This window comes from Halomonas sp. GD1P12, from assembly GCF_025725645.1.
GTDB lineage: Bacteria > Pseudomonadota > Gammaproteobacteria > Pseudomonadales > Halomonadaceae > Vreelandella.
In genome coordinates this window covers 1984588-2007314 of the sequence record NZ_CP107007.1, presented here as the reverse complement: position 1 = coordinate 2007314, position 22727 = coordinate 1984588, and the positions used below count along the sequence as shown (strand labels likewise).

General features: G+C 62.5%; 20 protein-coding genes. 8 read left to right on the top strand and 12 right to left on the bottom strand.

What is annotated here, in order from left to right:
• Positions 1-30: 30 nt before the first annotated feature.
• A complete protein-coding gene (locus OCT39_RS09375) occupies positions 31-1851 on the top strand; it encodes a protein kinase domain-containing protein (RefSeq protein ID WP_263584220.1) in 1821 nt (606 codons plus the stop codon).
• Between the two features lie 4 nt (positions 1852-1855).
• On the opposite strand, the gene OCT39_RS09370 is transcribed toward OCT39_RS09375, so the two are convergent.
• The 7 genes from OCT39_RS09370 to OCT39_RS09340 form a co-directional block, all read right to left on the bottom strand.
• Positions 1856-2476 (bottom strand): ABC-type transport auxiliary lipoprotein family protein, encoded by a 621-nt coding sequence (locus tag OCT39_RS09370; protein WP_263584219.1) that lies wholly within the window; start codon positions 2474-2476, stop codon positions 1856-1858.
• Positions 2473-3414: an MlaD family protein gene (locus OCT39_RS09365; protein ID WP_263584218.1), complete on the bottom strand. Its 942-nt coding sequence runs from the start codon at positions 3412-3414 to the stop codon at positions 2473-2475. Before OCT39_RS09365 ends, OCT39_RS09370 begins: the two co-directional genes overlap by 4 nt.
• 7 nt (positions 3415-3421) lie before the next feature.
• The gene (locus OCT39_RS09360) at positions 3422-4237 is read right to left on the bottom strand and encodes an ABC transporter ATP-binding protein (protein WP_263584217.1); all 816 of its coding nucleotides are present in this window, start codon (positions 4235-4237) and stop codon (positions 3422-3424) included.
• Positions 4234-5346 carry an ABC transporter permease gene (locus OCT39_RS09355; protein WP_263584216.1) on the bottom strand — a complete coding sequence of 371 codons (1113 nt, stop codon included), beginning with the start codon at positions 5344-5346 and terminating at the stop codon, positions 4234-4236. Before OCT39_RS09355 ends, OCT39_RS09360 begins: the two co-directional genes overlap by 4 nt.
• Positions 5347-5426: 80 nt before the next feature.
• Positions 5427-6242: an IclR family transcriptional regulator gene (locus OCT39_RS09350; RefSeq protein WP_252109778.1), complete on the bottom strand. Its 816-nt coding sequence runs from the start codon at positions 6240-6242 to the stop codon at positions 5427-5429.
• 81 nt (positions 6243-6323) lie between these two features.
• Positions 6324-7532, bottom strand: coding sequence for a 3-oxoadipyl-CoA thiolase (locus OCT39_RS09345; protein ID WP_263584215.1), 1209 nt, complete (start codon positions 7530-7532; stop codon positions 6324-6326).
• Positions 7533-7622: 90 nt separating this feature from the next.
• Positions 7623-9143 carry a 3-hydroxyacyl-CoA dehydrogenase gene (locus OCT39_RS09340; protein WP_263584214.1) on the bottom strand — a complete coding sequence of 507 codons (1521 nt, stop codon included), beginning with the start codon at positions 9141-9143 and terminating at the stop codon, positions 7623-7625.
• 208 nt (positions 9144-9351) lie between these two features.
• On the opposite strand from OCT39_RS09340, the gene OCT39_RS09335 reads away from it, so the two are divergent.
• The 7 genes from OCT39_RS09335 to OCT39_RS09305 all read left to right on the top strand — a co-directional run bounded on the left by OCT39_RS09335 (position 9352) and on the right by OCT39_RS09305 (position 16885).
• The gene (locus OCT39_RS09335; RefSeq protein WP_263584213.1) at positions 9352-10503 is read left to right on the top strand and encodes an acyl-CoA dehydrogenase family protein; all 1152 of its coding nucleotides are present in this window, start codon (positions 9352-9354) and stop codon (positions 10501-10503) included.
• The gene (locus OCT39_RS09330) at positions 10503-12101 is read left to right on the top strand and encodes a class I adenylate-forming enzyme family protein (RefSeq protein WP_263584212.1); all 1599 of its coding nucleotides are present in this window, start codon (positions 10503-10505) and stop codon (positions 12099-12101) included. The genes OCT39_RS09335 and OCT39_RS09330 overlap by 1 nt, the downstream gene beginning before the upstream one ends.
• The gene (locus OCT39_RS09325; RefSeq protein ID WP_263584211.1) at positions 12101-12583 is read left to right on the top strand and encodes a PaaI family thioesterase; all 483 of its coding nucleotides are present in this window, start codon (positions 12101-12103) and stop codon (positions 12581-12583) included. Before OCT39_RS09330 ends, OCT39_RS09325 begins: the two co-directional genes overlap by 1 nt.
• On the top strand, positions 12580-13974 hold the full coding sequence (locus tag OCT39_RS09320) for a hypothetical protein (RefSeq protein ID WP_263584210.1): 1395 nt from the start codon (positions 12580-12582) through the stop codon (positions 13972-13974). The genes OCT39_RS09325 and OCT39_RS09320 overlap by 4 nt, the downstream gene beginning before the upstream one ends.
• 109 nt (positions 13975-14083) lie before the next feature.
• On the top strand, positions 14084-14833 hold the full coding sequence (locus tag OCT39_RS09315; protein ID WP_263584209.1) for an electron transfer flavoprotein subunit beta/FixA family protein: 750 nt from the start codon (positions 14084-14086) through the stop codon (positions 14831-14833).
• Between the two features lie 52 nt (positions 14834-14885).
• Entirely contained in the window at positions 14886-15812 is a 927-nt protein-coding gene (locus OCT39_RS09310) for an electron transfer flavoprotein subunit alpha/FixB family protein (protein ID WP_263584208.1), read from the top strand.
• A 113-nt stretch (positions 15813-15925) separates the two neighbouring features.
• Positions 15926-16885 carry an NAD(P)H-dependent flavin oxidoreductase gene (locus OCT39_RS09305; RefSeq protein WP_263584207.1) on the top strand — a complete coding sequence of 320 codons (960 nt, stop codon included), beginning with the start codon at positions 15926-15928 and terminating at the stop codon, positions 16883-16885.
• On the opposite strand, the gene OCT39_RS09300 is transcribed toward OCT39_RS09305, so the two are convergent.
• From OCT39_RS09300 to OCT39_RS09280, 5 genes are all read right to left on the bottom strand, one after another.
• Entirely contained in the window at positions 16855-17646 is a 792-nt protein-coding gene (locus OCT39_RS09300) for an enoyl-CoA hydratase/isomerase family protein (RefSeq protein ID WP_263584206.1), read from the bottom strand. The two genes, OCT39_RS09305 and OCT39_RS09300, sit on opposite strands and share 31 nt — an antisense overlap.
• A gap of 10 nt (positions 17647-17656) precedes the next feature.
• The gene (locus OCT39_RS09295) at positions 17657-18778 is read right to left on the bottom strand and encodes an acyl-CoA dehydrogenase family protein (RefSeq protein ID WP_263584205.1); all 1122 of its coding nucleotides are present in this window, start codon (positions 18776-18778) and stop codon (positions 17657-17659) included.
• A 10-nt stretch (positions 18779-18788) separates the two neighbouring features.
• Entirely contained in the window at positions 18789-19982 is a 1194-nt protein-coding gene (locus tag OCT39_RS09290; RefSeq protein WP_263584204.1) for an acyl-CoA dehydrogenase family protein, read from the bottom strand.
• Entirely contained in the window at positions 19979-21394 is a 1416-nt protein-coding gene (locus tag OCT39_RS09285; protein ID WP_263584203.1) for an enoyl-CoA hydratase/isomerase family protein, read from the bottom strand. Before OCT39_RS09285 ends, OCT39_RS09290 begins: the two co-directional genes overlap by 4 nt.
• A 163-nt stretch (positions 21395-21557) precedes the next feature.
• On the bottom strand, positions 21558-22703 hold the full coding sequence (locus tag OCT39_RS09280; RefSeq protein WP_263584202.1) for a TAXI family TRAP transporter solute-binding subunit: 1146 nt from the start codon (positions 22701-22703) through the stop codon (positions 21558-21560).
• Positions 22704-22727: the final 24 nt, after the last annotated feature.

Sequence of the window (22727 nt, the reverse complement as noted above, 5' to 3'; positions counted from 1 at the left end):
CACTGACCGCAAAAGCCCGACGAGGGAGCGATGCCCAAGGCGCTACAGCAGTTCTACATTCCCGAAGAGCAGTCGGTTTATCTTCTCAACCATCGGGATGCGCGAAAGCTCAAGGACTGGGTAGCGCTTTGCCAGGCCGAGCTCGGCCAGCTCGGGTTCGAGGCGATCGAGCTGATCGGCAAGGGCGCCTACGGCTTCGTCTTTGCCGGCCGCGCCGAGCAGGGTGCCACCCTCCGCCATTACGTGTTCAAATTCTCGCGTATCACCCTACCCACGCATCTGCAGGAGCGCCTCGAGGAGGAGGCGTTCATGCTCGATCAAATTGACCATCCGCGCATACCGCGGCTGATCAGCTATCAGCGCATTCGCGGCCAGTCGATTCTGGTCATGGAGCGGGCGCCGGGCCTGAATCTGGAGGAGATTTCGCTGCGCTACGGGCGGCTATCGCCTCGGCTGGTCGTCAACATCGCCGCGCAGCTCGCCGATATTCTGCTGGCGCTGCGTCAGGAGACCGGCCCCCACGGACGGCCGCTGGTGCATGGCGACATCAAACCCTCGAACCTGGTGTATGACGCCGCTCGTGAGACCGTGGCGCTGATCGACTGGGGGTCATCGGTCTTCGCCCAGTTGGATAGCGATCTGCAGCCGGTCGGCAGCAACGTCATGGAGCTGATGTCCAATCATCTCCAGCACACCAACGCGCGCCTGGGCGACGTCTATTTCATTGGCGAGGAGCAGCTGAGCGGGGCGCTGTCGTCACCGCGTTTTGATGAGCAGGGCGTGGCCGGCACGCTCTACGCACTCGCCTCGGCTCAGTCCTGCCGATTCGGCCACCGCGCCATTCCGGCAAGCTCGCTGGGCCTTCCCGTCGAGTTCGCCCGCACGCTCGACGCCATGCTCGACCCGGACCCCGCTACGCGCCGCCAGGCCGGCGACTACTTTCTCGCGCGCATGCCCGCCATGGCGCGCACGGTGATGGTGGATCTGCCTGAAAAGCCCGCCGTGGCGCTGATTCCGGTCTGGGCACGCCCGGCCGGCGCCGAGATCGATACCGTGGTATACAGCTCACGTAAGGCGTTTCTGCGCGAAGCCAACGTCGAGCCGGCGCTGGATGACGTCAACGACGTGCAGCTCGACCGCTACTACAAGCAGTTCATGCAGGGGATGGGGGAAACCGAAAAGGCGTTTCTCGCCTCGGTGAGCCGGCTGGGCCGATACCCGGTCGTGGGGGGGCTCGCCATTCGCTGGGAAGCCGACGGGGTCTATATCGACTCCTCCTTGAACCTGCACGACCCGGCCAAACGCCCGGCGTTCACTCAGGCAGTCAACAACATGGTACACCTGGCCCGCGCCATTCATCGTCAGGGGGTGTTCAAAAGCTGCCTGTTCGACGCCCGCCAGACGCTGCATCTGGAGCGGGCGAGCGAAGCTGAGCCTTTTGAGCGCCAGCCAGACACCCGTATTCGCTTCGAGCAAAGCGCCACGCCGGAGGAGAACCGCACCCGCCAACACAGCTACTTCGAGGACGGCCCCGATCCGGAAGAGCTTTTGGCGCTGCCTGAGACCATCATGGCGCTGCTCAAACGGCTCAACGAGATCCACCACACCGGCATGATCATCTTCGAGGCCCATCCGCGACACCTGAAGATTCACAGCTACTACCGGCTGCTCGACCCGGACCAGGAGCACGCCTTTACAGCGCTACTGGATCGGATACTCGACGCGGTCAATTTGATCGACGGGTTGGGGGTCTCCGGCTTCATGAAAATGCCCTATAAGGACACCCGGTTTTTTTCCCACCTCGAGCGCCAGCCCGAACGCTTTTACCCCAAAAACCCGCGGGCGCTTTGACGTTTCAATTCAGGCGCTCGGATTCGAGCGCGTCGCTTGAAAGGTTGGCGAGCCACTCGACGAGCGCGGCGCTCAAGCGGTCGCTGGCCTCGCCAAAGGCGTCGACGACATCGGGAATTTCGACGCTTGCCGCGCGGGCGCTAGCGATCAGGGTTTCGTTGGCGATCGGCTGTCGCTTTCCATCGACGAGCTGAACGTCGAGCTGGATGCGCGCCGCTGGAGGCGTGCGGTCGTACTCGCTTTGAAAGTGCCTGAGCTCGCTCACCAGCAGCAGATCCGACGGCAGCCGGTCGACGCTAACACCTTCGAACAGACCGCTTTGCGAAAGCGCATCGATCAGGCGGGTTTGTATCAGCGCTGGAGCGTCTTCGTGCCAGCGCGCTCCTTCGTAAACGTTGACCACGTTGCGATCCGGATAGACCACGATGCGGTTGCCGCTGAACAGATGCCCCGCTTCCGGGGCGGCGACGCCCAGGCGCTTATCGCCGAGCAAGGGGTTGTTCGCCGGGGTTTGACTGGCGGCGACCGGCAGGCGGTAGAGCGTGGCCGGGTCGCTTTCCGGCAGCACCGAGCAGCCCGCCAGCAGCGCGGCCGCGAAAAGGCCAAGGCCTGCGCGAATCTTCATGGGCGAAACTCCTCTATTTGGTCACGACCCAGTAAAAAGTCGGTCGGGTTCTCTTCGAGATCGCGGGTGATACGGTCAAGCGTGGTCAGCGTCGAGCGCAGCGCCGAGAGGGCCGGGGCGACGTCCTGAGTGCTGGCAAGGGTACTTTCGACCGCGGCGGCGTTGTCGTTGACCAGCTGCTCGATGCGCTGAGCGGCCCGGGCAACGTCTTGGCTGGCGCTGGCCGCGCTCGCCATTACCTGCTGGCCATCCTCGCGCAAAAGCCGGGTGGTCTCGTCGCTGAGCACCTCGATGCGTTCAAGTGTGGCGGTAGCCTGGCGGGACGTATCGCCAAACAGCGCCATGTTCTCGTCGAGCGCGGCACGCTGGGACGCGATCATGTCAGTGATCTCGGCAATATCGGTCAGAATGTTGCCCGCCTGCTCGCGGCTCTCGTCGTTGAACAACCGGTTCGCGTTCTCGAGAATGGCGTTGACGTTGTCGATCATCTCCTCACCCTGCTCCATGAACGTGGCAATGGGCGAAGGATCCGCCTGGATGAACGGCACCGCATCATCGGACTGTGCGTACAAAAGCGGACTTTCCGGCGCGCCGCCTTCAAGCTGTACCGACATGCTGCCGGTGATGCTGGGAATCGAGAGCTTGGCGCGGGTATCGATCTTGATCGGCGTCTCCCTTTCGACGCGAATCGACACCACTACCTGGCGCGGGTCGGTCGGGTCGAGCGCCATATGGGTGACCTCGCCGACCTCAATGCCGTTGTATTGCACCGAGCTCCCTTCGGATAGCCCGCTGACGCTTCTGTCGAACAGAATGCGGTAGGGCCGATACTCCTGTTCACCGGCGGCCTGGCTCATCCAGAGCGCGAACACGAGCGCGCCGGCCGCGGTCAGCAGGGTAAAAAGGCCAATTAAAACGTGATGCGCACGGGTTTCCATGAGCGTGTCACTCCTGATCGAAAGAGGAAGCGGCGGCGCGACCCCGCGGGCCGTTGAAGTACTCCTGAACCCACTCGTCGTCGGTTTGGGCAACGTTTTCCAACGTATCCGCCACCAGCACGCGCTTTTGCGACAGCACCGCGACCCGGTCGCAGGCCGCATGGAGCGTGTCCAGGTCGTGGGTCACCAGAAACACGCTGAAACCGAGCGCATCGCGCAGCGTCTTGATCAGCTGATCGAAAGCGGCGGCGCCGATGGGGTCGAGCCCTGCGGTGGGCTCGTCCAGAAACAGGATATCCGGGTCCAGTGCCAGCGCGCGGGCCAGCGCCGCCCGCTTGATCATGCCGCCGGAGAGCGATTCCGGCGACTTGCGTGCGTCCTCTGGTGAAAGCCCCACCAGCGAGAGCTTGATGCGCGCCAGATATTCGGCCTCCTCGCGCGGCAAGCCGCTGTGCTCGATCAGCGGCAGGGCGATGTTCTCCTGCAGGTTCAGCGAGCTAAACAGCGCCCCCTGCTGAAACAGCACGCCGAAGCGACGCTCGACCCGGCTGCGCGCCTCATTGTCCAGCGTCGAGAGATCCGTACCCAGCACCTCGATGGTGCCTTCGTTAGGACGCTGCAAACCAACGATGCTTCGAAGCAGCACCGACTTGCCGGTGCCCGAGCCACCCACCACGCCGAGAATCTCGCCTTTTTCGACGGTCAAATCGAGATGCTCGTGCACGGTGTGATCGCCGAACCGGTTGACCAACCCCTGAACGCGGATGACCGGCTCGCGACCAGCTTCTGTGCTTTTTGCGGTCGTGCCATCGTCGCGACTCACCAGCCCATCTCCATGAAAAAGAGCGCGGCCAGCGCGTCGATCAAAATCACCATGAAGATCGACTGCACCACGCTCGAGGTGGTGTGAGCGCCGACCGACTGGGCGCTCCCGGCGACCTTGAACCCCTCAAGACAGCCAATGACCGCGATGATGAAGGCGAACACCGGCGCCTTTACGAGCCCGACGAGTAAATGATTGAGCGAGACGCTCTCCTGCAGCGTACTCATGAACTGATAGAACGGTATATCGAGCGACACCGCACAGACCACCGCACCGCCGAGCAGGCCGCTGAGCATGCCGATGAACGCCAGAAGCGGCAGACTCACCAGCATCGCCAGAATGCGCGGCAGCACCAGAAGCTCAATCGGGTCGAGTCCCAGCGCCTTGAGCGCATCGATCTCCTCGTTGGATTTCATTGCGCCAAGCTGGGCGGTAAAGGCGCTGGCCGTGCGCCCGGCCAGCAGAATGGCGGCCAGGAGCACGCCGAATTCGCGCAGAAACGAGAACGCTACCAGATTGATGGTATAGACGGTCGCGCCGAAGCTCTGCAGCACCGTTGCGCCTAAAAAGGCGACCACCGCACCCACCATGAAGGTGAGCAGCATGACGATGGGCACGGCGTTCAAACCACTTTGCTGAACATGGGCGACGGTCGCCGTTACCCGCCAGCGCCGCGGATTGACCATCACCGGCAGCGCCGTTGCCAGCACCAGCCCGATAAAGCCTAAAAGCTCGCGCTGCTGACGATAAAGCGCCTCGACCTTCTCGCCGATGCCGGCGAGCATCGACACCAGCCGATTCGGCGTGTCGGTCTCCAGGGTCAGCGAAACGTCCATGGCGCTGGCAATACGCATGATCAGCGCGCGCTGCGAGTCGGGTAAATCGCTTGCCCACTCATCGACCTGAACGGCGCGCTCGACGCCTAGAAGATCGACCAATAGCGCCGCGCCGGCAGTGTCAATGCGATCAAAGCCCTCGAGCTTTACCTCGGGTTCGGGCTTTTGACCAAGGTCGTCGAGCGCCTTTTTAAGCGCCATGTAATGCTCGAGCGTCCACTCCCCCTTGAGAGTGAGCGTGTCTCCCTCGCGTTTGATCCACTCCGTTGGCATTGCCGCTCCCGCGTCCTTTCGATCTCGCGCTTTTCATGATGCATTCAAACGAACGTTAGTGAAAAGCTCTGGACGCAAGCTTAGCGCACTATGCGCGGTTTGGGAGCGAGTTCCTGCTTGATTTGCGCGGCTACCTCCTTGAGGCGCGGCCCAAGGTTGTGCACCAGTCGATCGTGATCCAGGCGCACGCTGGAGCCACCACAGTTGATTGCCATGACCTCGGCGCCATCTTCCAGAATGAGCGGCATGGCCACGGCGCTGATGTCACGTTGCCAATCCTGCTCCGAAAAGCAGAATCCGTGTTGGGCGTAATCTTCCAGACTTTGCTGAATACCCGCTTCAAGTGCTGGCCAGTCACGCTCATGGTGCTGAGCGAGCACCTGAAGGACCTGCTCACGCTTACTCTCTGTCAGGCCACACAGCCATGCTCGGCCAATGGCCGAGGTGGCGATAGGCAATCTGGAGCCCACATCCAGTCGAATGATCAACGGCCCGCTGCCGTGGCAGGTTTCCAGATACACCATGTCGCTGCGATCCGCACCGCCCAGGCTTACGTTGCAGTCCGTGGCTTCGGCAAACTTCTGCAAGTGAGGGCGAGCGATCTCGCGTATCCCCATGTTGCCTAGAAAGCGGTAGCCCAGCGCCAGTACGCCGGGACCGAGTCGGTACTTCTCCAGATGGGTATTATGCTGAAGATAGCCGAGCTGGGTCAGCGTGTAGGTGAGCCTGGATACCGTCGGGCGGGGAATGCGGGTTCGGTTGGAGAGCTCGGCATTGCCCAGATACTCCTCACCGGTTCCGAAGGCGCGCAAAAGCTCCAGCCCGCGGGCTAGAGCAGTGACGAAATTGCGATCCTTGCCGGGCGAGGCCGGGGCATCGCTATCGGTGTGTTGCATTCGGTCTTCCAGTCGGTGGTGAATGGCGCTCATTATCGCATATGTCACCGGGGCCGGCGTGACACCCTTCAACGCAGGCGATCAAGCGTCGAGGCGCTCGATGACCGTGGCGATGCCCTGGCCCACGCCGATGCACATGGTCACCAGCGCGTAGCGGCCGTGGGTGGCTTCCAGCTGGCGCAGGGCGGTCAGTACCAGGCGCGCGCCGGAAGCGCCCAGCGGGTGACCGATGGCGATGGCGCCGCCGTTCATGTTCAGTCGCGGGTCGTCGCTTGAAAGGCCAAGCCCTTGCACGCAGCCCAAGACCTGCACGGCGAACGCCTCGTTGATCTCGATGACATCCATCTGTGAAAGCGAAAGGCCCGCGCGGGCGAGCGCTTTTTGAGAAGCGGGAACCGGCCCTAGCCCCATCACACGCGGTGAAACGCCGGCCACGGCGCTGGCGACGATTCGCGCCCTGGGAGCGACTCCGGCTTTCTCGCCGGCGCTTTTTGTGCCGACGATCAGCGCCGCGGCGCCGTCATTGAGGCCCGACGCGTTGCCGGCGGTGACCACGCCATCCTCGAACAGCGCACCGAGCTTTGCGAGCTTGTCCTCGGTGCTCTGAGGGCGCGGATGTTCATCCTTGTCGACCAGCAGCGGCGGCTGCTTGCGTCCCTGGGGGACTTCAACGCCCATGATTTCGCCTTCATAAAATCCTTGTTCCAGCGCCTTGGCGTAGCGTGCCTGCGAGCGTGCGGCGAAGGCATCGCCTTGTTCGCGGCTGATGTTCAGGTCGCGGGCAACGTTGTCGGCGGTTTCCGGCATGCTGTGGTTGCCGTACTCACGGGCGATCCACGGGTTGGGAAAGCGCGAACCGATGACGGTATCGAACATCGGCTGGTTGCGGGCGTAGGGGGTCTCCGCCTTACCCAGCACGTAGGGCGCGCGGGACATCGACTCCACGCCGCCTGCGAGAAACAGCTCACCTTCGCCCACGCGCGCCGCGCGGGCGGCATCCATCATCGCCGCCAAGCCACTGCCGCACAGGCGATTGACCGTCTGCCCCGCCACCTCGATAGGCAGCCCCGAATAAAGCGCCGCGTGGCGCGCGACGTTGCGCGAGTCTTCCCCGGCCTGGTTGGTACAACCGGCCAGCACGTCTTCGTAGTTTTCAGGCTTGAAGGCGTTGCGTTCGACGAGCGTCTTGAGCGTGAGCCCTAGCAGATCGTCCGGGCGAATGGCCGCAAGGCTACCGCCGTGGCGTCCAAACGGTGTGCGAATACCATCATAAATGTAGGCATCGGTCATGACGTTTTCCTTGTTGTGGTCAATGGGCGTTTATCAAGTAGGCCGGCCGAATCGGGTTTCAGAATAGGATTCGGCCCGGCGCGATTTCGTTCAGGCTTGGGTCAGCGGTATGTCGAGCTCGGCGCGACGACGCAGCCACGGGCTTGGGCGGTAGCGCGGGTCCCCGGTGGCCGCCTGCAGCCGATCGAGAATGGTCAGAATGCGTCGCGCCCCGTAGTGATCCCCCATCTTCAACGGCCCAAAGGGGTAGCCCAGTCCGAGTTCCACGGCGCGGTCGATGGTGGCCGGCTCGGCGACGCTTTGCTGGGCGATTTCGGCGCCCACGTTGACGATGCAGGCCACGATACGCTGAAGCACGAAGCCGTTGCTGTCCTGAAAGGTGCTGACCGGCGTGCCGTCGTGATTGAGCAGAGCGGCGGCGGCCTGCAGATAGTCGTCTTGGGTGACCGGTGTTGCCATCAAGCTGCGGCGCTTTTCAAGCCCGGCGAGCATATCCACGGCGACGCAGCGGCGAGGATCGAGCTTGAGACGCAGGGCGCAGGTCGTGGTGTCTTCGCCCAGCGGCGTCAGCAGGCATAGCGCTTTTGGCGAGGGAGCATCCGTAGTTTCCAGCGTCCAGCCAGCATCTTGCACGAGTTGGGCAAGCAGCGCCGCGCTTTGCAGGTCGTCCTGGCTAATCCACACCGGGCGGGCTTCGGCCCCGGGCACCTCGGGTTCCGAGGGCATCTGCTGCTTGCCATCCACGTAGCGGTAAAAGCCCTCGTCGGTCTTTCGACCGAGAAGCCCGGCATCCAGGCGCTGGCGTGTCAGCGGGGACGGGCGAAAGCGCGGTTCTTCATAGAACTGGTGATAAATGGACTCCATCACCGCGTGGGAAACGTCGAGGCCCGTGAGATCCAGAAGAGTAAATGGCCCCATCCGGAAACCGCCCTGATCGACCATGATGCGATCGATGGTGGCCACATCGGTGACGCTTTCGCCCAGAATGCGCAGCGCCTCGGTGCCGAAGGCGCGCCCGGCGTGGTTGACCAGAAAACCCGGCGTGTCGGTAGTGAGTGCGGTGAAGTGGCCCATCGCTTCGCCCAGCGCGCTCACGCGCTCAGTGAACTCGTTGCTGGTGCGAAGCCCCGGAATTACCTCGACGATTTTCATCAGTACCGCTGGATTGAAGAAGTGAAATCCGATGACGCGTTCCGGGTGGCGGCAGCCTGCGGCGATGGCGGTGACCGAAAGCGACGAGGTATTGGTCGCCAGTACTGCTTGTGTGTCGACGATGTCTTCGAGCTCGGAGAATAGCGACTGCTTTGCGTCGAGCCGCTCGACGATCGCCTCGACCACGATGTCGCAAGGGGCGAGCGCCTCAAGATCGTCAGCTTTTTGCAGCCGCTCACCGTAGGCCGTGGCCTCTTCGCTGGAGAGGCGCTCTTTTTTGACGCCGCGTTGCCACAGGCCTTCGATGAACGCCTTGGCTTCTTCAACTGCGCCCTCCTTGACATCGAAGAGCCTTACTTCCAGACCCGCCTGTGCCGCCAGCTGTGCAATACCGCGTCCCATGGCGCCGGTGCCCACAATACCTAGCGTGGTAAAGGGAGAAGATGTCGTTATTGTCATAAACACTCCTTTTAACTAGAAAACAAAAAGCTTTAGTTCTGCATTGCAAAATCAGGTTTCAATAATTGACTAGCATCCTAGGCTATGCAAAAGTGCTTGACAATAATATCGAACCATAATTTTGCTCTGCAAAACAAAAGTAAGTATTGAAACCAGCCATTTCGCAGCGCATTTTTCGAAATGCTACTCGCTACCCTCTGGAGCCGTCATGATTCGCGACCCCGAATTGATCAATCAACTAGTCGATACCATCTCCCGTTTCGTGCGCGAGCGCCTGATTCCCAACGAAGCGCGACTGGCCGAGGACGATGCCGTGCCCGCTGAACTGCTGGCGGAAATGAAGGAGATGGGGCTGTTCGGCCTTTCCATCCCCGAAGAGTACGGCGGCCTGGGGCTCACCATGGAGGAGGAGGCGCTGGTCGCCATGGAGATCGGCAAGACCTCGCCGGCATTTCGCTCGGTCTTCGGCACCAACAACGGTATCGGCGCCCAGGGCATCCTGATCGACGGCACCGACGAGCAGAAGTCCCGCTACGTGCCGCGCCTGGCGACCGGCGAGATTCTCAGCTCGTTCTGTCTGACTGAACCGGATTCCGGCTCCGACGCAGCGAGTCTGCGCACCACCGCCGTACGTGACGGCGGTCACTATATTCTCAACGGCACCAAACGCTATATCACCAACGGCCCCGAGGCGGACCTGTTCACCGTCATGGCGCGCACTGATCCGGACAACAAGGGTGCCGGCGGCATCTCGGCCTTCATCGTCGAAGGCGACACCCCGGGGCTGGTACGTGGCCCGGCGGACAGCAAGATGGGCCAGAAGGGTGCCCACACCTGCGACATCATCTTCGATAATTGCCGGGTGCCTGCAGAGAACATCATCGGCGGCAAGGAAGGCCAAGGGTTCAAGACCGCCATGAAGGTGCTCGACCGTGGGCGTCTGCATATCTCAGCCGTCTGCGTGGGCGTAGCCGAGCGGCTGGTCGAGGAGTCGCTCAACTACACCATGGAGCGCCAGCAGTTCGGCGCCGCACTCGCTGAGCACCAGCTGGTACAAGCGATGCTGGCGGATAGCAAGACCGAGGCTTACGCCGGGCGCACCATGGTGATGGACGCCGCGCGACGCAAGGACGACGGCGAGAACGTTTCGACCCTGGCGTCGTGCTGCAAGCTCTTCTGCGCCGAGATGGTGGGGCGCGTGGCGGATCGCGCGGTGCAGGTTCACGGCGGTGCGGGCTACATGTCCGAGTACGCCGTCGAGCGTTTCTATCGCGATGTTCGTCTGTTTCGCATCTACGAGGGCACCACGCAGATCCAACAGCTGGTCATCGCCCGTAACATGGTACGGGAGGCGTCCTGATGGCTCTGTCGGTTCCCTACCAGGCGCCGGACGAGGATATCTTCGGTACGCTTGCAAGCGAGCTGGTGGCGCAACTTCCCGAGCGTCTCAGCACCCGGGTGCTGGAAAACGCCCAGCGTCTCGGCGAGCATCCGGCCATCGTCGATGGCGGGGTCCGCTGGAGCTATGCCGAGCTTGGCGATGAGATACGCGCCGCACGCCGCTGGCTCGAAGGGCTCGGGTTTCGCCCCGGCGATCGCCTCATGACGGTGAGCGAAAACGGCCGCGCTTTGGTGGTGCTGCTTCTGGCGGCCAGCGAAATGGATGTCTGGGTCGCGATCGTCAACTCACGGCTCTCGGCGCAGGAGATCGATCTTATTCGCGATAACTGCCTGCCCCGACGCATCATTTATACCTGCGAGGCATCAATTGATGCCGCCAGCCATGCCGAGCGTCACGGCGCCGACCGCTATCAGCATCCGCAGCTCGGCGAGCTTGCCCTTTCGGCGCTTCTCGAAAGCGACCCGGAGCCGGTGAGTGAAAGCGGCGCCGAGCAGGTGGCCGCGATGATCTACACCTCGGGCACGACGGGAACGCCCAAGGGCGTGATGCTGACCCATCGCGGCATTCTCTACATCGCCTCGATTTCCGGCGGCATGCGTCACTTGAACGAAGGCCAGCGGGTCTACGGGGTGCTCCCCATGTCTCACGTCTTCGGCTTATCGTCGGTCTGTATGGGCTCACTCTATAATGGCGCTTGCCTGTATACGGTGCCTCGCTTCGATGCCGCGCACCTGCTCAAGACCCTCGATGAGGAGCGGATCAGCGTGCTTCAGGGCGTGCCGGCGATGTACGCCCGCGCACTCGAGTACCTCAAGCGCGAGTGCTGCGAACTCAAGGCGCCGGCGCTGATCTACATCTCCGCCGGCGGCTCGCCTTTGGACAGCGATACCAAGAGCCGGGTGGAGGCGGCCTTCAACCTGACGCTTCACAATGGCTACGGGCTGACCGAGGCCAGCCCGACCATCAGCCAGACGCGTATCGATGATCGCCACGAAAGCAATACGGTCGGTCGGGTACTGCCGCTTCTTGAGTATCGGCTCGAGCCACTGGGCAGCACCACTACCGGCGAAACCGCCGGTGACGAAGTGGGCGAGCTCTGGGTACGCGGCCCCAACGTCATGAAGGGCTACTTTCGTCAGCCCGAGGCGACACGCCAGAGCCTCACCGCAGATGGCTGGCTTAACACTGGCGATATCGCCCGAGTCGATCATGACGGCCAGCTCTATATCGTTGGACGCAGCAAGGAGCTCATTATTCGCTCCGGGTTCAACATCTATCCGCCGGATGTCGAAGCGGTAATCAACGAGCACCCGGCCATCACACTATGTGCCGTGGTCGGGCGCCAAGTGGCGGGCAACGAGGAAGTCATCGCCTTTGTGCAGTGCGAGCAGGGCGTCGAGCTCGACATGGTCGAGTTCAAGGCGTTCATTGCCGAACGGTTAGCCCCCTACAAGCGGCCTGCCCAAATCGTCATGATGGAGGCGCTGCCTTCCACCGCCACGGGCAAGATTCTCAAGGGCCGCCTGCGTGATCTGGCCCAGCAGGAGGGTGAGTGATGCGTCGAGCCGATGATGACCAGAACGGTGTACCGACCGATGAGCCAGGTGGTTTCAACGATTTACTGGGGCTTTGCGTGGTCGAGTGGAATGCCGAGCGCGCCGTGGTCGAGCTGACTCTCGAGGAGAAACACCTCAATCGAAGCGGAAACGTCCACGGCGGCGTGCTCTCGGCGCTTCTGGACAATGCCTTGAGCCTTGCAGGGCTTTATTGCCCCGTGCCAGGCAACGCCCGCCGTGCCGTCACGCTCTCGCTTAGCACCACGTTCGTCAGCCCGGCTAAGCAGGGTGTGCTGCGCTGTGTCGGCGTGCTGCGCGGTGGCGGGCGCAAGATCTACATGACCAGTGCCGAGGTCGTCGATGAGCAGGGTAGGCTCGTCGCCATGGGAGAGGGATCGTTCAAGCGCTTGAGCGGCAGCGAATCACCCGACGGCGTGCCCATCTCGCTACTCAAGGAGCGTCTGAAAGGACACCGCGAGTGACGACTGCCCGTCTGCGGGTTTCGCTGCTGCTGATAGTGACGCTGGCGACACTGTTGCATCTGGTGAGTGGCGGGGGAACCTCCGTGGTGGCCCAGGGGGTGGGTGTCGTGGCTCTGATTGTGTATCTCACCACGCTATCCGGCCAGCTGAACGCCATGGCGCGGGGACTACTTGCCGTGGCGGGCCTGGTGAGCATGCTGGCGATCGTCTTCTCGTCATCGCCTGCGATGCTGCTGTTCGAGGCCAGCGGCCGCTTCGCTTTTTTTGCGACCTTCGTCGTGGCGCTTGGCATGATGCGTCTTCCCGCCTACGGCTCGCCGCTGGTACGTCGCTGTGGGCAAGCCATGCTGCTGCAGCCTCCCGGCCGGCGCTACCCGATTCTCTCTTTCGGCTCGATACTGTTCGGCATCATTCTCAATATCGGCGTATTGAACCTCTTTGCCGCCATGATCGAGAAGAGCAACACGCTCGAGGCGGCTCAGGGACGTGCCTGGGTGCGTGAGGCGCGTCAGCGCCGAATGATGCTGGCGCTTTTACGCGGGTTTGCCCTGGCTCCATTGATTTCGCCCATGGGAATGGGCGTGGCGGTGGTGCTCTCGAGCATCCCCCAGATCACTTGGCTCGAGCTTGCGCCGTATGTGTTTTTCGCTGCAGGCCTTACCTTTCTGGTCGGTTGGGCGGTGGATTACCTGACAGGCCCGCACCCGCCCGCCGACAGCTCGCGTGTCGCGCCATCACTGTTGCCGCTGGCCCGATTCAGCGCGCTGCTGGCCGCCGTGGTCGCGCTGGTCGTATTGATCGCCTTGCTTCTGGGCGTTCGCCTGCCGGTGGCGACGCTGATCGGCGCGCCTGCCAGCGCGCTTTTTTGGCTTGCCTGGCAGCGTCGCCGACTCCGCTATGGAGGCCTGCCCGCTGCCATCGCCACCGCGCATCGCAAGCTTCCCTGGCTGCTCTCGCCCAGCGCCAACGAGATCGTGGTACTCGGAGCGGCGGGCTATCTTGGGCACCTGTGCATCGGGCTGGTGGATACTCAGTCACTGGCACCGCTTCTCTCAATACTCGATTCGTTGGGAACACTGAACGCCGTGCTGGCCATGTTCACGGTCCTGGGGCTCGCCCAGCTGGGGGTCAACCCCATCGTTACGGTAACGCTATTGGCGGGGCTACTGCCCACGCTCGACATCGACGGTCTGCCGCCGGTCATCATTGCCGCCTCGCTCATGGTGGGCTGGGCGCTGTCGCTGATGTCGTCACCGATGACGGCATCGATGCTCATTCTTTCGCGTTTCACTGGTGTGCCCACCCAGCACATTGGCTACCGTTGGAACGGACGATTTCTACTGGCCACCGTGCCACTGCTGGCGCTTTGGTTTGCCTGCTCGCCCGTTTGAGGCGCACGTTTCGCGCTTGATTTTTGCGCTAGGTTTTTTTACTGTTGATCTCTATAAATTGAAATAATGTTTTGCTTTGCGGAACGATAAACTTGGCAGGAGCATTCCCATGAAAGTACTAGTCGCGGTCAAGCGCGTCATCGACTACAACGTGAAAATTCGCGTCAAGGCCGATCATTCGGACGTGGATCTGACCAACGTCAAGATGGCCATGAACCCCTTCTGCGAGATCGCCGTGGAAGAGGCGGTGCGCCTGAAGGAGCAGGGCGTGGCCACGGAAGTGGTCGCCGTGAGCATCGGCCCGAAAGCTGCCCAGGAGCAGCTGCGCACCGCGCTGGCGCTGGGCGCCGACCGGGCGATCCAGATCGAGACCGACGAGCGCGTCGAGTCGCTGGCGGTGGCGAAGCTGCTGGCGAAGGTGGTCGAACAGGAGCAGCCGGGGCTGGTGATTCTCGGCAAGCAGGCGATCGACACCGACAACAACCAGACCGGCCAGATGCTCGCAGCACTGTCCAATCTGCCCCAGGCCACCTTCGCCTCGAAGGTTGCCGTCGACGGCGACCGGGTCAGCGTCACCCGCGAGATCGACGGCGGCCTGCAGACGCTGTCACTGTCGCTTCCGGCGATCGTCACCACCGATCTGCGCCTCAACGAGCCGCGCTACGCCAAGCTTCCCGACATCATGAAAGCCAAGAAGAAGCCGATGGATGTCAAAACGCCGGCGGATTACGGCATCGAGGTGGCCTCGAAAGTGAGCCTGGTGAAGGTCGAAACGCCGGCCGAGCGCAAGGGCGGGGTAAAAGTGGCCTCGGTCGACGAGCTGGTCGACAAGCTCAGGAACGAAGCGAAGGTGCTTTGATCCCCCCACCTTCCGCTTGCCTCTTTCACCGTTATTCCAGGGAGTACACTCCATGAGCATTCTGGTACTGGCCGATCTTCACGACGGCCATCTGCTTGACGCCACCGCCCACGTGGTGGCCGCCGCCCGCGAGATCGGCGGCGATATCGATGTGCTGGTCGCCGGCGACGGCGTCCAGGCCGCGGCGGAGGCCGCCGCGAAACTCGACGGCGTCACCCGGGTTCGCCTGGCGGATAACGCCGTCTACGCCCACCAGCTCGCCGAGCCGCTGGGTGCGCTGGTGGTGTCGCTGGCCGACGACTACAGCCATATTCTCACCAGCGCCTCGACCACGGGCAAGAACGTGCTGCCGCGGGTCGCCGCGCTCAAGGACGTCAGCCAGCTTTCCGAAATCGTGGCGGTCGACGGCCCGGACACCTTCAAGCGTCCGATCTACGCCGGCAACGCCATCGCCACGGTGAAAAGCGACGACACGCTCAAGGTCATGACCGTGCGCACCACGGCGTTCGATGCCGTGGGCCGCGACAACGCGGCCGCCATCGAGGCAGTGGACACCGTGGTCGAGAACGACCAGTCGCAGTTCGTCGGTGAGGAGCTCGCGCAGTCCGACCGCCCGGAGCTGGGGGGCGCGAAGGTCGTGATCTCCGGGGGCCGTGGCATGGGCAACGGCGAGAACTTCAGACTGCTCGACGGCATCGCCGACAAGCTCGGTGCGGCGGTCGGCGCCTCCCGGGCGGCGGTGGATGCGGGCTTTGTGCCCAACGACATGCAGGTGGGTCAGACGGGCAAGATCGTCGCGCCGGATCTGTACATCGCGGTGGGCATCAGCGGCGCCATCCAGCACCTGGCGGGGATGAAGGACTCGAAGGTGATCGTGGCGATCAACAAGGACGAGGAAGCGCCGATCTTCCAGGTGGCGGACTACGGCCTGGTGGGGGATCTGTTCGAGCTTCTGCCAGAGCTCGAGAGTAAGCTCTAACGGCGAAGGAGGCCCTCGAGGGCCTCTTGTCGTGACGATGTCTGCGGCCGGCGCTTGCCGGCCGTTGCGATTGTGACACCTTTATTTTCACCTGATTCGACTGCGAGCTGACCATGCTGAACGATCTTACCGATTCACTGGCGCTGCCAGTGATCGGCTCTCCCATGTTCATCGTTTCCGGCCCTGAACTCGTTATTGCCCAGTGCCAGGCCGGTATCATCGGTGCTTTTCCCGCGCTCAACGCTCGCCCGGCAGAGGCGCTGCGCGACTGGCTTGAGCAAATTACCCAAAGCCTCTCGCGTTACAACGACGACCACCCGGATACACCGGCGGCGCCTTTCGCGGTGAACCAGATCGTGTATCCGACCAACGACCGCCTCGAGCACGATGTGGCGTTATGCGCCGAGTACCGAGTGCCGTTGGTCATCACCAGTCTTCATGCGCCAAATCGCGTAGTCGAACAGGTGCACGCCTATGGGGGGCGGGTTTTTCACGACGTTACCACGCTGCGTCATGCCAGAAAGGCCGTCGAGGCCGGCGTCGATGGCCTGATTCTGGTCTGTCAGGGCGCCGGTGGCCACGCCGGTCGGCTCAACCCCTTCGCCTTTGTGGCGGAAGTGCGCGCCTTTTTTGATGGGCCGCTCGTGCTTGCCGGGTCGATTACGCGCGGCGAGCAGATCGCGGCGGCCCTCGCCATGGGCGCTGACATGGTCTACATGGGCACCCGCTTTATCGCAACTCAAGAGGCTAACGCTGAGGCGTCGTACAAGCAGATGGTGCTGGAGGCTGCAGCGGGAGATATCGTCTACACCAATCTTTTTACCGGGGTGCACGGCAACTATCTGCGTCAGAGCATCGAGGCGGCGGGGCTTGACCCGAACGCGCTTCCCGAGGGCGACAAGAGCGCCATGCGTTATGGCTCCGGCGGCGGCAGCAAGGCGAAGGCTTGGCGGGATATATGGGGTGCGGGGCAGGGCGTGGGGTCGATCGACTCACTGGAGAGCGTGGCGACCTCGGTCGCCACATTATCGCGCGATTTCCGTCAGGCGTTGGACGCCTTGCGCCGGCTCTGACGAAACGCCGCGAGCTGTTCCTTGAACTCGTCTGATGCCTTGCACTGATCCTGAAGCTCGCCTTCGAGCTTCATGGTATCGACAAGCGAAAACTCCTGGGCGCTGCGCAGCGCTCGCTTGGTGGCCGCCAGCGCCTGGGACGACTGCTTGACCAGCTGGCTTGCCAGCTCGCGAGCCTGAGCCACGACCTCGTTGTCATCGACGACGCGGTTGGCAAGACCCAGCGACCGGCAGCGCTCGGCCTCGATAGGGATAGCCAGGGCGGCCATCTCGAAGGCCTGGGGGTGGCCCAGCTTGTGCACCAGATGCCAGCTGGCACCACCGTCGGGAATAAGGCCGATATTGATGAACGCAAGCTTCAAGTAGGCCGAGCGCCCCATCACCACCATGTCACTTGCCAGCACATAGGAGACGCCGATACCCGCTGCCGCTCCGCTCACTGCGGCGATTACGGGCTTCTCCATGGACATCAAGCTGTTCAGGGCGGGCAGAAAAAGCCGCGCCAGCCGTTCGCTGGCCGGCTGAGCACCGGCCTTCTCAAACTCCCCAAGGTCGGCGCCGGCGCAGAACGCGCTGGCTTCGCCGCGCAGGATCACGCAGCGCGCATCAGCATTTTCGGCAACGCCTTTCAAGGCATCGCCTAGTGCCAACGCGGTCGCTTCGTTCAAGGCGTTGCGCACGCTCGGGCGATTGATCACCACCTCGACAACGCCCTCTCCCACGGGGCTAACGGTGACCACTTCATCGGGGTAGGACGACATGCAAAGCTCCTTAGGCAGCGTCGATTCGGTCGCTGACGGTTTCAAGATGAAAATCGCAATCGCCCAAGTAATGATCGAACATCACCAGATGCCGTGCGAGGCTTGCGACATGGCACTCGTCGGTCATGCCCATGGCGCCATGTAGCTGGATCGCCTGTTCGGCGATGAAGCGGGCGGATTCGCCGCAGTAGGCCTTGGCGGCGGCGATCTTATAGTCACGATCAGCAGGATCTAGCGTCAGGCTGGTGGCCGCCAGAATCGTCATGGAACGCGACTGCTCCAGGTGCAGGTGCATGTCCACCATGCGGTGCTGTAGCGCCTGAAACGTCGCCAGCGAAACGCCAAACTGCTTGCGATCCTTGAGATACTCAAGGGTCTGGTCGCAGGCGGACTCCATGGCGCCCAGCGCCTGAGCGCAGAGCCCGGCCCGGCCGATGGCGAGTACTTCTTCCAGCGCACTTTCCACGTCCTCGCTCAGGCAGTGCTCGAAACCCAGCACCACGTCATCTAGCGTCAGATCGCCGGCGCTCTGCTCGTCCATCGTACGGTAGTTGAAGCACGACACGCCGACGCTGGCGGCGGGCACCGCGAACAGCCCTAGCTTGCCGCTTTCGAGTTTCGCCGTCACCAGCGTTGCGGCGGCCGCCTCCAGGTTCATCACCAGCGTCTTCTGGCCCGTGAGGCGCCAATGATCGTTCTCGCGGCGCGCCGTGGTAGCGATTCCCTTGGCGTCATAGCGGGCGGCGACCTCCTGCCAGGCGAACGCCAACTGATGCTCGCCGCCAAGAAGAGGGTCTAGCCAACAGGTCCGCTGCTCGGCGCTGGCCATCAGCGCCAAAAGCTGTCCCGGCAGCACGAGTCCAAATAGGTAGGGCTGCGGTACCAGACCGCGGCCCAGAGTCTGCAGGATGATCATCAGATCGGTGCCGTCGCCATTGAGCCCGCCCACCGACTCATCGAAAGGCATATGCAGAAGGCCAAGCTGGGCAAAGCTTTGCCAAAGAGGGTCATCGGCGCCGGCTTTAGAGGCGTTAAGCATGTGGCGGCGCTGCTCGAAGGAGACCTTGTCGGCCACCAGGCGGGTCAGCGTCTCATCGAGCATGCGCTGTTCATCGGTCAATGCGAAATCCATGGCGCTTTCCTTACATACCTAGAATGGTCTTGGCGACGATGCCTTTTTGTATCTCGTTGGCGCCGCCGTAAATCGAGAGTTTGCGCCGATTGAAATACTGGGCGCTGGCCGCCGCGCTCGCGGCGTAGGCCTCGTCCAGCGGTTCGTCCTGGTAGAGAAACTCGGGAAAAAACGCCACCGCAGCAGGTCCCAGCGCTCGCCGAGTCAATTCGCTCAGCTCCTGGCGAAGTTCTGATCCGCGCACTTTCAAGAGCGAGCTCTCGGCGCCGGGGGCGCCGCCGTCGCGGGCGGCGGCGATCACGCGTAGATTGGTCACCTCCAGCGCCATCAGCTCGATCTCGGTCTTGACCACGCGCTGGCGAAAGCTTGGCTGTTCGAGCAGCGGTTTACCGCGATGCTGGATACGGCTTGCCAGCGATTTCAGGTGGACGAGTGCCTGCTTGGCATGGCCAAGCCCGGCGATACCGGTGCGCTCGTGGGTGAGCAGAAACTTGGCGCAGGTCCAGCCCTGACCCTCGTCGCCCACCCGGTTTTCGACCGGGACGCGCACGTTGTCGAGAAAGACTTCGTTGACCTCATGGGCGCCGTCGAGCGTTACGATCGGCCGCACCGTGATGCCCGGTGTCTGCATGTCGATCAGCAAGAAACTGATGCCGGCCTGTTTCTTGGCGGCGGGATCGGTTCGCACCAGGCAGAACAGCATGTTGGCGTGCTGGCCCAGGGTGGTCCAGGTCTTCTGACCATTGACGATGTAATGATCATCCTCGCGTACCGCGCGAGTGTTGAGACTCGCAAGATCCGAGCCGGCGCCAGGCTCGGAGTAGCCCTGGCACCACCAGTCCTGGTTGTCGAGAATGCGCGGCAGGTAGCGCGCCTGCTGCTCGGCGGTGCCGAACTTCATGATGACCGGCGCCACCATATTGACGCCGAAGGGCACGACGGTCGGAGCGTGAGCGGCGGCGCACTCTTCATCGAAGATATGGCGCTGCACCGGGCCCCAGCCCGGACCGCCGTGTTCGACGGGCCAGTTGGCGGCCAGCCACCCTTGGCGGCTTAGGATATTCTGCCAGCGCAGGTGATCGTCGGCGCGTAGGTGACGGCCAAGGCGCACACGCTTTCGAATGTCGTCAGGCAGCGAGTCGGCGAGAAACGCGCGCACCTCGGCGCGAAAGCGCTGCTCTTCGGCGGTAAAGGTCAGGTTCATGACGGCTCCTTATCGCTCAGCGTGGCCTGTCGGTGAGGGCCACCGAGCGCGCGCGGGTAGTCGAGCGCCTCGACGGCCAGCAGGTCGATGTCGGCGGGACGAAAACACTCGCCGCGCTCGGCGATGCCTAGGCTTGCGGCTTCGAGTGATGCCCGCTTCTCATCTGCCGAGGCGTTCTCGAGTGCGCCTTTGAGCGTGGCCAGTATGCTTTGGCGGCGGCTTGCAACCACGTTGACGCGCAGCGCCTTGAGCGTCAGCGCGGTGCGCTGGTGGGCAAGCTCGTCATCGTTGCAGTCGACCAGCTCGTGAAAAGCACCGGTGTCGGCGAGGATCAAGCCAAGCCCGGTCTCGGGGCAGCCGTCCGAGGCGCTTTGAAGTGTGACGCGAACGGCGCCTGGCGGGCAGGCGTCACTCTCTGCGTTCGGGGCGATCAGGCAGAGCTCGGTTTGCGCATCCGGCGCTTCGAGTAGCGAGATATTGGCGCGGGAGGCGGCTTTCGAAAGCGTTTCGAATAACGGATGCTCGCCGATGAGCGCCACTCGCTCGAAGGGAGAGGCGTCTTCCACGCCGTTGACCAGATGCGGGCTGCGCGCGGCAAAGAATAGATGAATCAGGCCAGCGCGCTGGGGGGAGTCCATGCAGGCCAGAAACAGTTCGCGTTCGCGCTTGAGCCCTTCGGCGAGCGTTGTCGCGGTGGTAGAGGCCTCGATGGCCTCAATGATGCGAAACGGTGAGAAAAGATCAGGGGTTTCTCTCTGAAGTCGATCACGGGTTGTCTTCACGGCTTCCGGGTCCGCCTGCGGGGCGGGCAGCTCGCCGGTGACGCGCGGCGTGATACGCCCGTCCAGGGCCTCGCGCGCTGCTTCGAGGCCCGCCTCCAGCGGCGTCTGGGCATCGCTCAAAGCGTCGATGATGTTAGCGTGGAGCGCTTCATCGGTATTCACGAAATGTCCGCTGGTAATGATGTCTAGCGCAAGCTTAACCCCGGTCAGGCGCGGCAGGCGCTGGGTGCCGCCGGCGCCAGGCAATAGCCCCAACTTGACCTCCGGCAGGCCGACACGCGTGCCTTCAAGCGCTACGCGATAGTGACAGGCCAGCGCCACTTCGAGCCCGCCGCCCAGGGCCGTGCCATGAAGTGCGGCGATCAGCGGCTTGGGACAGTCCTCCAATGCGTTGATGACGTCAGGAAGCACCGGGGTCTTGGAAGGTTTGCCGAATTCACGAATGTCGGCACCGGCGATAAACGTCCTGCCCTTGGCTATCAGCACCAGGGCTTGGGTTTGCGGATCGGCAATGCCTTCCTCGAGCGCCGCGATCAGGCCGCTGCGCACGGCGTGCCCCAGTGCGTTGACCGGCGGGTTGTCGATTTCAATGACGCCAATATCCCCGTGGCGCTGGTAAGAAACGGTCATGGCTTTCTCGCTTGAATAAATGGTGGATCGTCAAATCATGGCGAATGCGACGCAGCGAGTCAATATAGCGAAATTATATTCCGCAATGCAAAATTAAGATTATTTCATTCATGTAATTAATGACGAAGAGGTTGAACCGCCAACGTCTAACTACCGTTCTGATTTAGAAGACTGGGGCCATGTCGGCTGATTGCAGCGCACTACGACGCTGCTCCATCCAGCCCTCGATGAAAGCATCTTCGTTCTCGGGTGCATCGCTTTTATAGCGTTGCCAGGCTTCCATGAGCAGCGTCTGTCGCGCGATCAGAGCTTGCTGATGTTCCTCCATGGCGTCGGTCCAAATACCGGTATCGCGATAGTAATCGACCACTGCATCGTGAAACGGAATCACCCAAGCCATGTTCTGGTTTTCTAGCGCATAGCCGCTAGCGCCTGGTGCGTTGTCCTTATAATCGTCATAGGATTCGACCATCGTCGAGATGAGCCCGTGAACGGTCTCGTCGGTAAGGTCTGCGTTGCTGACGACGATAGGATAGGGGTAGCTTGCACTGGCGAGCGGCGCACTTTGATCGATGCCGGCGCCTGAGGTGACAGTGTGAGGCTGAAAGTAAGGCGCTACGTCAAGCATCCTCTCCCAGCCCGCTGTGTCGTCGGCCGAAAGTACTGGCCATTGCAAACCGCGAGGGCTGGCGGCCAAGCGCTGCGCTGCCGGGGTGACGGTGGTGGTAATAGCCGCATCGGCACGGCCGCTGATGATGCCATCGAAGGCGGCGTTATAGCCGGGAAAATCGACCCTCTCCACGTCATCCCAGGTAAGCCCGGCGAAAGCGAGGTACGCTTCGGCAGCCTTGTTCAGCGCATCGTCGCCGCGCAGGTAGGCAAGCCGCTTGCCTTTTAGATCGGCCAGCGTTTCGAGTTCGACATCGCCCGCCACCGCCATGCCGAGGCCAAAACCCGCCATGGAGGTTGTGATCACGCGAATCGGTTGCGGCCCCCAGTCTGGCCGCGCGAACATCATCACGCCTTCCGAGCCGTAGTAGCTGGCGATGCCGCAGGCGCAAAGATCCACCCGTCCCGTCTTGAGTGGGGTCATGCGCATGGTGTCGTTCTCCCCGGGAATCACCCGGGACTGCGTGCCGTACTCAGTTTGCAGAAGTTGACTGATAGCCATGATCTGGGCATTGGCGCTGGTACCGGTTCCATAAGAAGTCCAGTTCAAGGTGGTGGGCATATCCGCACCGGCTAAGGGCATGCCCACCGGGCCGGCACAGAGCACGGCGATGGCAACTGATCGAAAAGTTGTTTTCATCACGAATACCTTTTGGCTATTTTT

Bases quoted from the DNA above. Each gene is read 5' to 3' on its own strand.
- OCT39_RS09375 (WP_263584220.1), top strand. From the start codon at position 31: ATGCCCAAGGCGCTACAGCAGTTCTACATTCCCGAAGAGCAGTCGGTT.
- OCT39_RS09370 (WP_263584219.1), bottom strand. From the start codon at position 2,476: ATGAAGATTCGCGCAGGCCTTGGCCTTTTCGCGGCCGCGCTGCTGGCG.
- OCT39_RS09365 (WP_263584218.1), bottom strand. From the start codon at position 3,414: ATGGAAACCCGTGCGCATCACGTTTTAATTGGCCTTTTTACCCTGCTG.
- OCT39_RS09355 (WP_263584216.1), bottom strand. From the start codon at position 5,346: ATGCCAACGGAGTGGATCAAACGCGAGGGAGACACGCTCACTCTCAAG.
- OCT39_RS09350 (WP_252109778.1), bottom strand. From the start codon at position 6,242: ATGCAACACACCGATAGCGATGCCCCGGCCTCGCCCGGCAAGGATCGC.
- OCT39_RS09345 (WP_263584215.1), bottom strand. From the start codon at position 7,532: ATGACCGATGCCTACATTTATGATGGTATTCGCACACCGTTTGGACGC.
- OCT39_RS09340 (WP_263584214.1), bottom strand. From the start codon at position 9,143: ATGACAATAACGACATCTTCTCCCTTTACCACGCTAGGTATTGTGGGC.
- OCT39_RS09335 (WP_263584213.1), top strand. From the start codon at position 9,352: ATGATTCGCGACCCCGAATTGATCAATCAACTAGTCGATACCATCTCC.
- OCT39_RS09330 (WP_263584212.1), top strand. From the start codon at position 10,503: ATGGCTCTGTCGGTTCCCTACCAGGCGCCGGACGAGGATATCTTCGGT.
- OCT39_RS09325 (WP_263584211.1), top strand. From the start codon at position 12,101: ATGCGTCGAGCCGATGATGACCAGAACGGTGTACCGACCGATGAGCCA.
- OCT39_RS09315 (WP_263584209.1), top strand. From the start codon at position 14,084: ATGAAAGTACTAGTCGCGGTCAAGCGCGTCATCGACTACAACGTGAAA.
- OCT39_RS09310 (WP_263584208.1), top strand. From the start codon at position 14,886: ATGAGCATTCTGGTACTGGCCGATCTTCACGACGGCCATCTGCTTGAC.
- OCT39_RS09305 (WP_263584207.1), top strand. From the start codon at position 15,926: ATGCTGAACGATCTTACCGATTCACTGGCGCTGCCAGTGATCGGCTCT.
- OCT39_RS09300 (WP_263584206.1), bottom strand. From the start codon at position 17,646: ATGTCGTCCTACCCCGATGAAGTGGTCACCGTTAGCCCCGTGGGAGAG.
- OCT39_RS09295 (WP_263584205.1), bottom strand. From the start codon at position 18,778: ATGGATTTCGCATTGACCGATGAACAGCGCATGCTCGATGAGACGCTG.
- OCT39_RS09290 (WP_263584204.1), bottom strand. From the start codon at position 19,982: ATGAACCTGACCTTTACCGCCGAAGAGCAGCGCTTTCGCGCCGAGGTG.
- OCT39_RS09285 (WP_263584203.1), bottom strand. From the start codon at position 21,394: ATGACCGTTTCTTACCAGCGCCACGGGGATATTGGCGTCATTGAAATC.
- OCT39_RS09280 (WP_263584202.1), bottom strand. From the start codon at position 22,703: ATGAAAACAACTTTTCGATCAGTTGCCATCGCCGTGCTCTGTGCCGGC.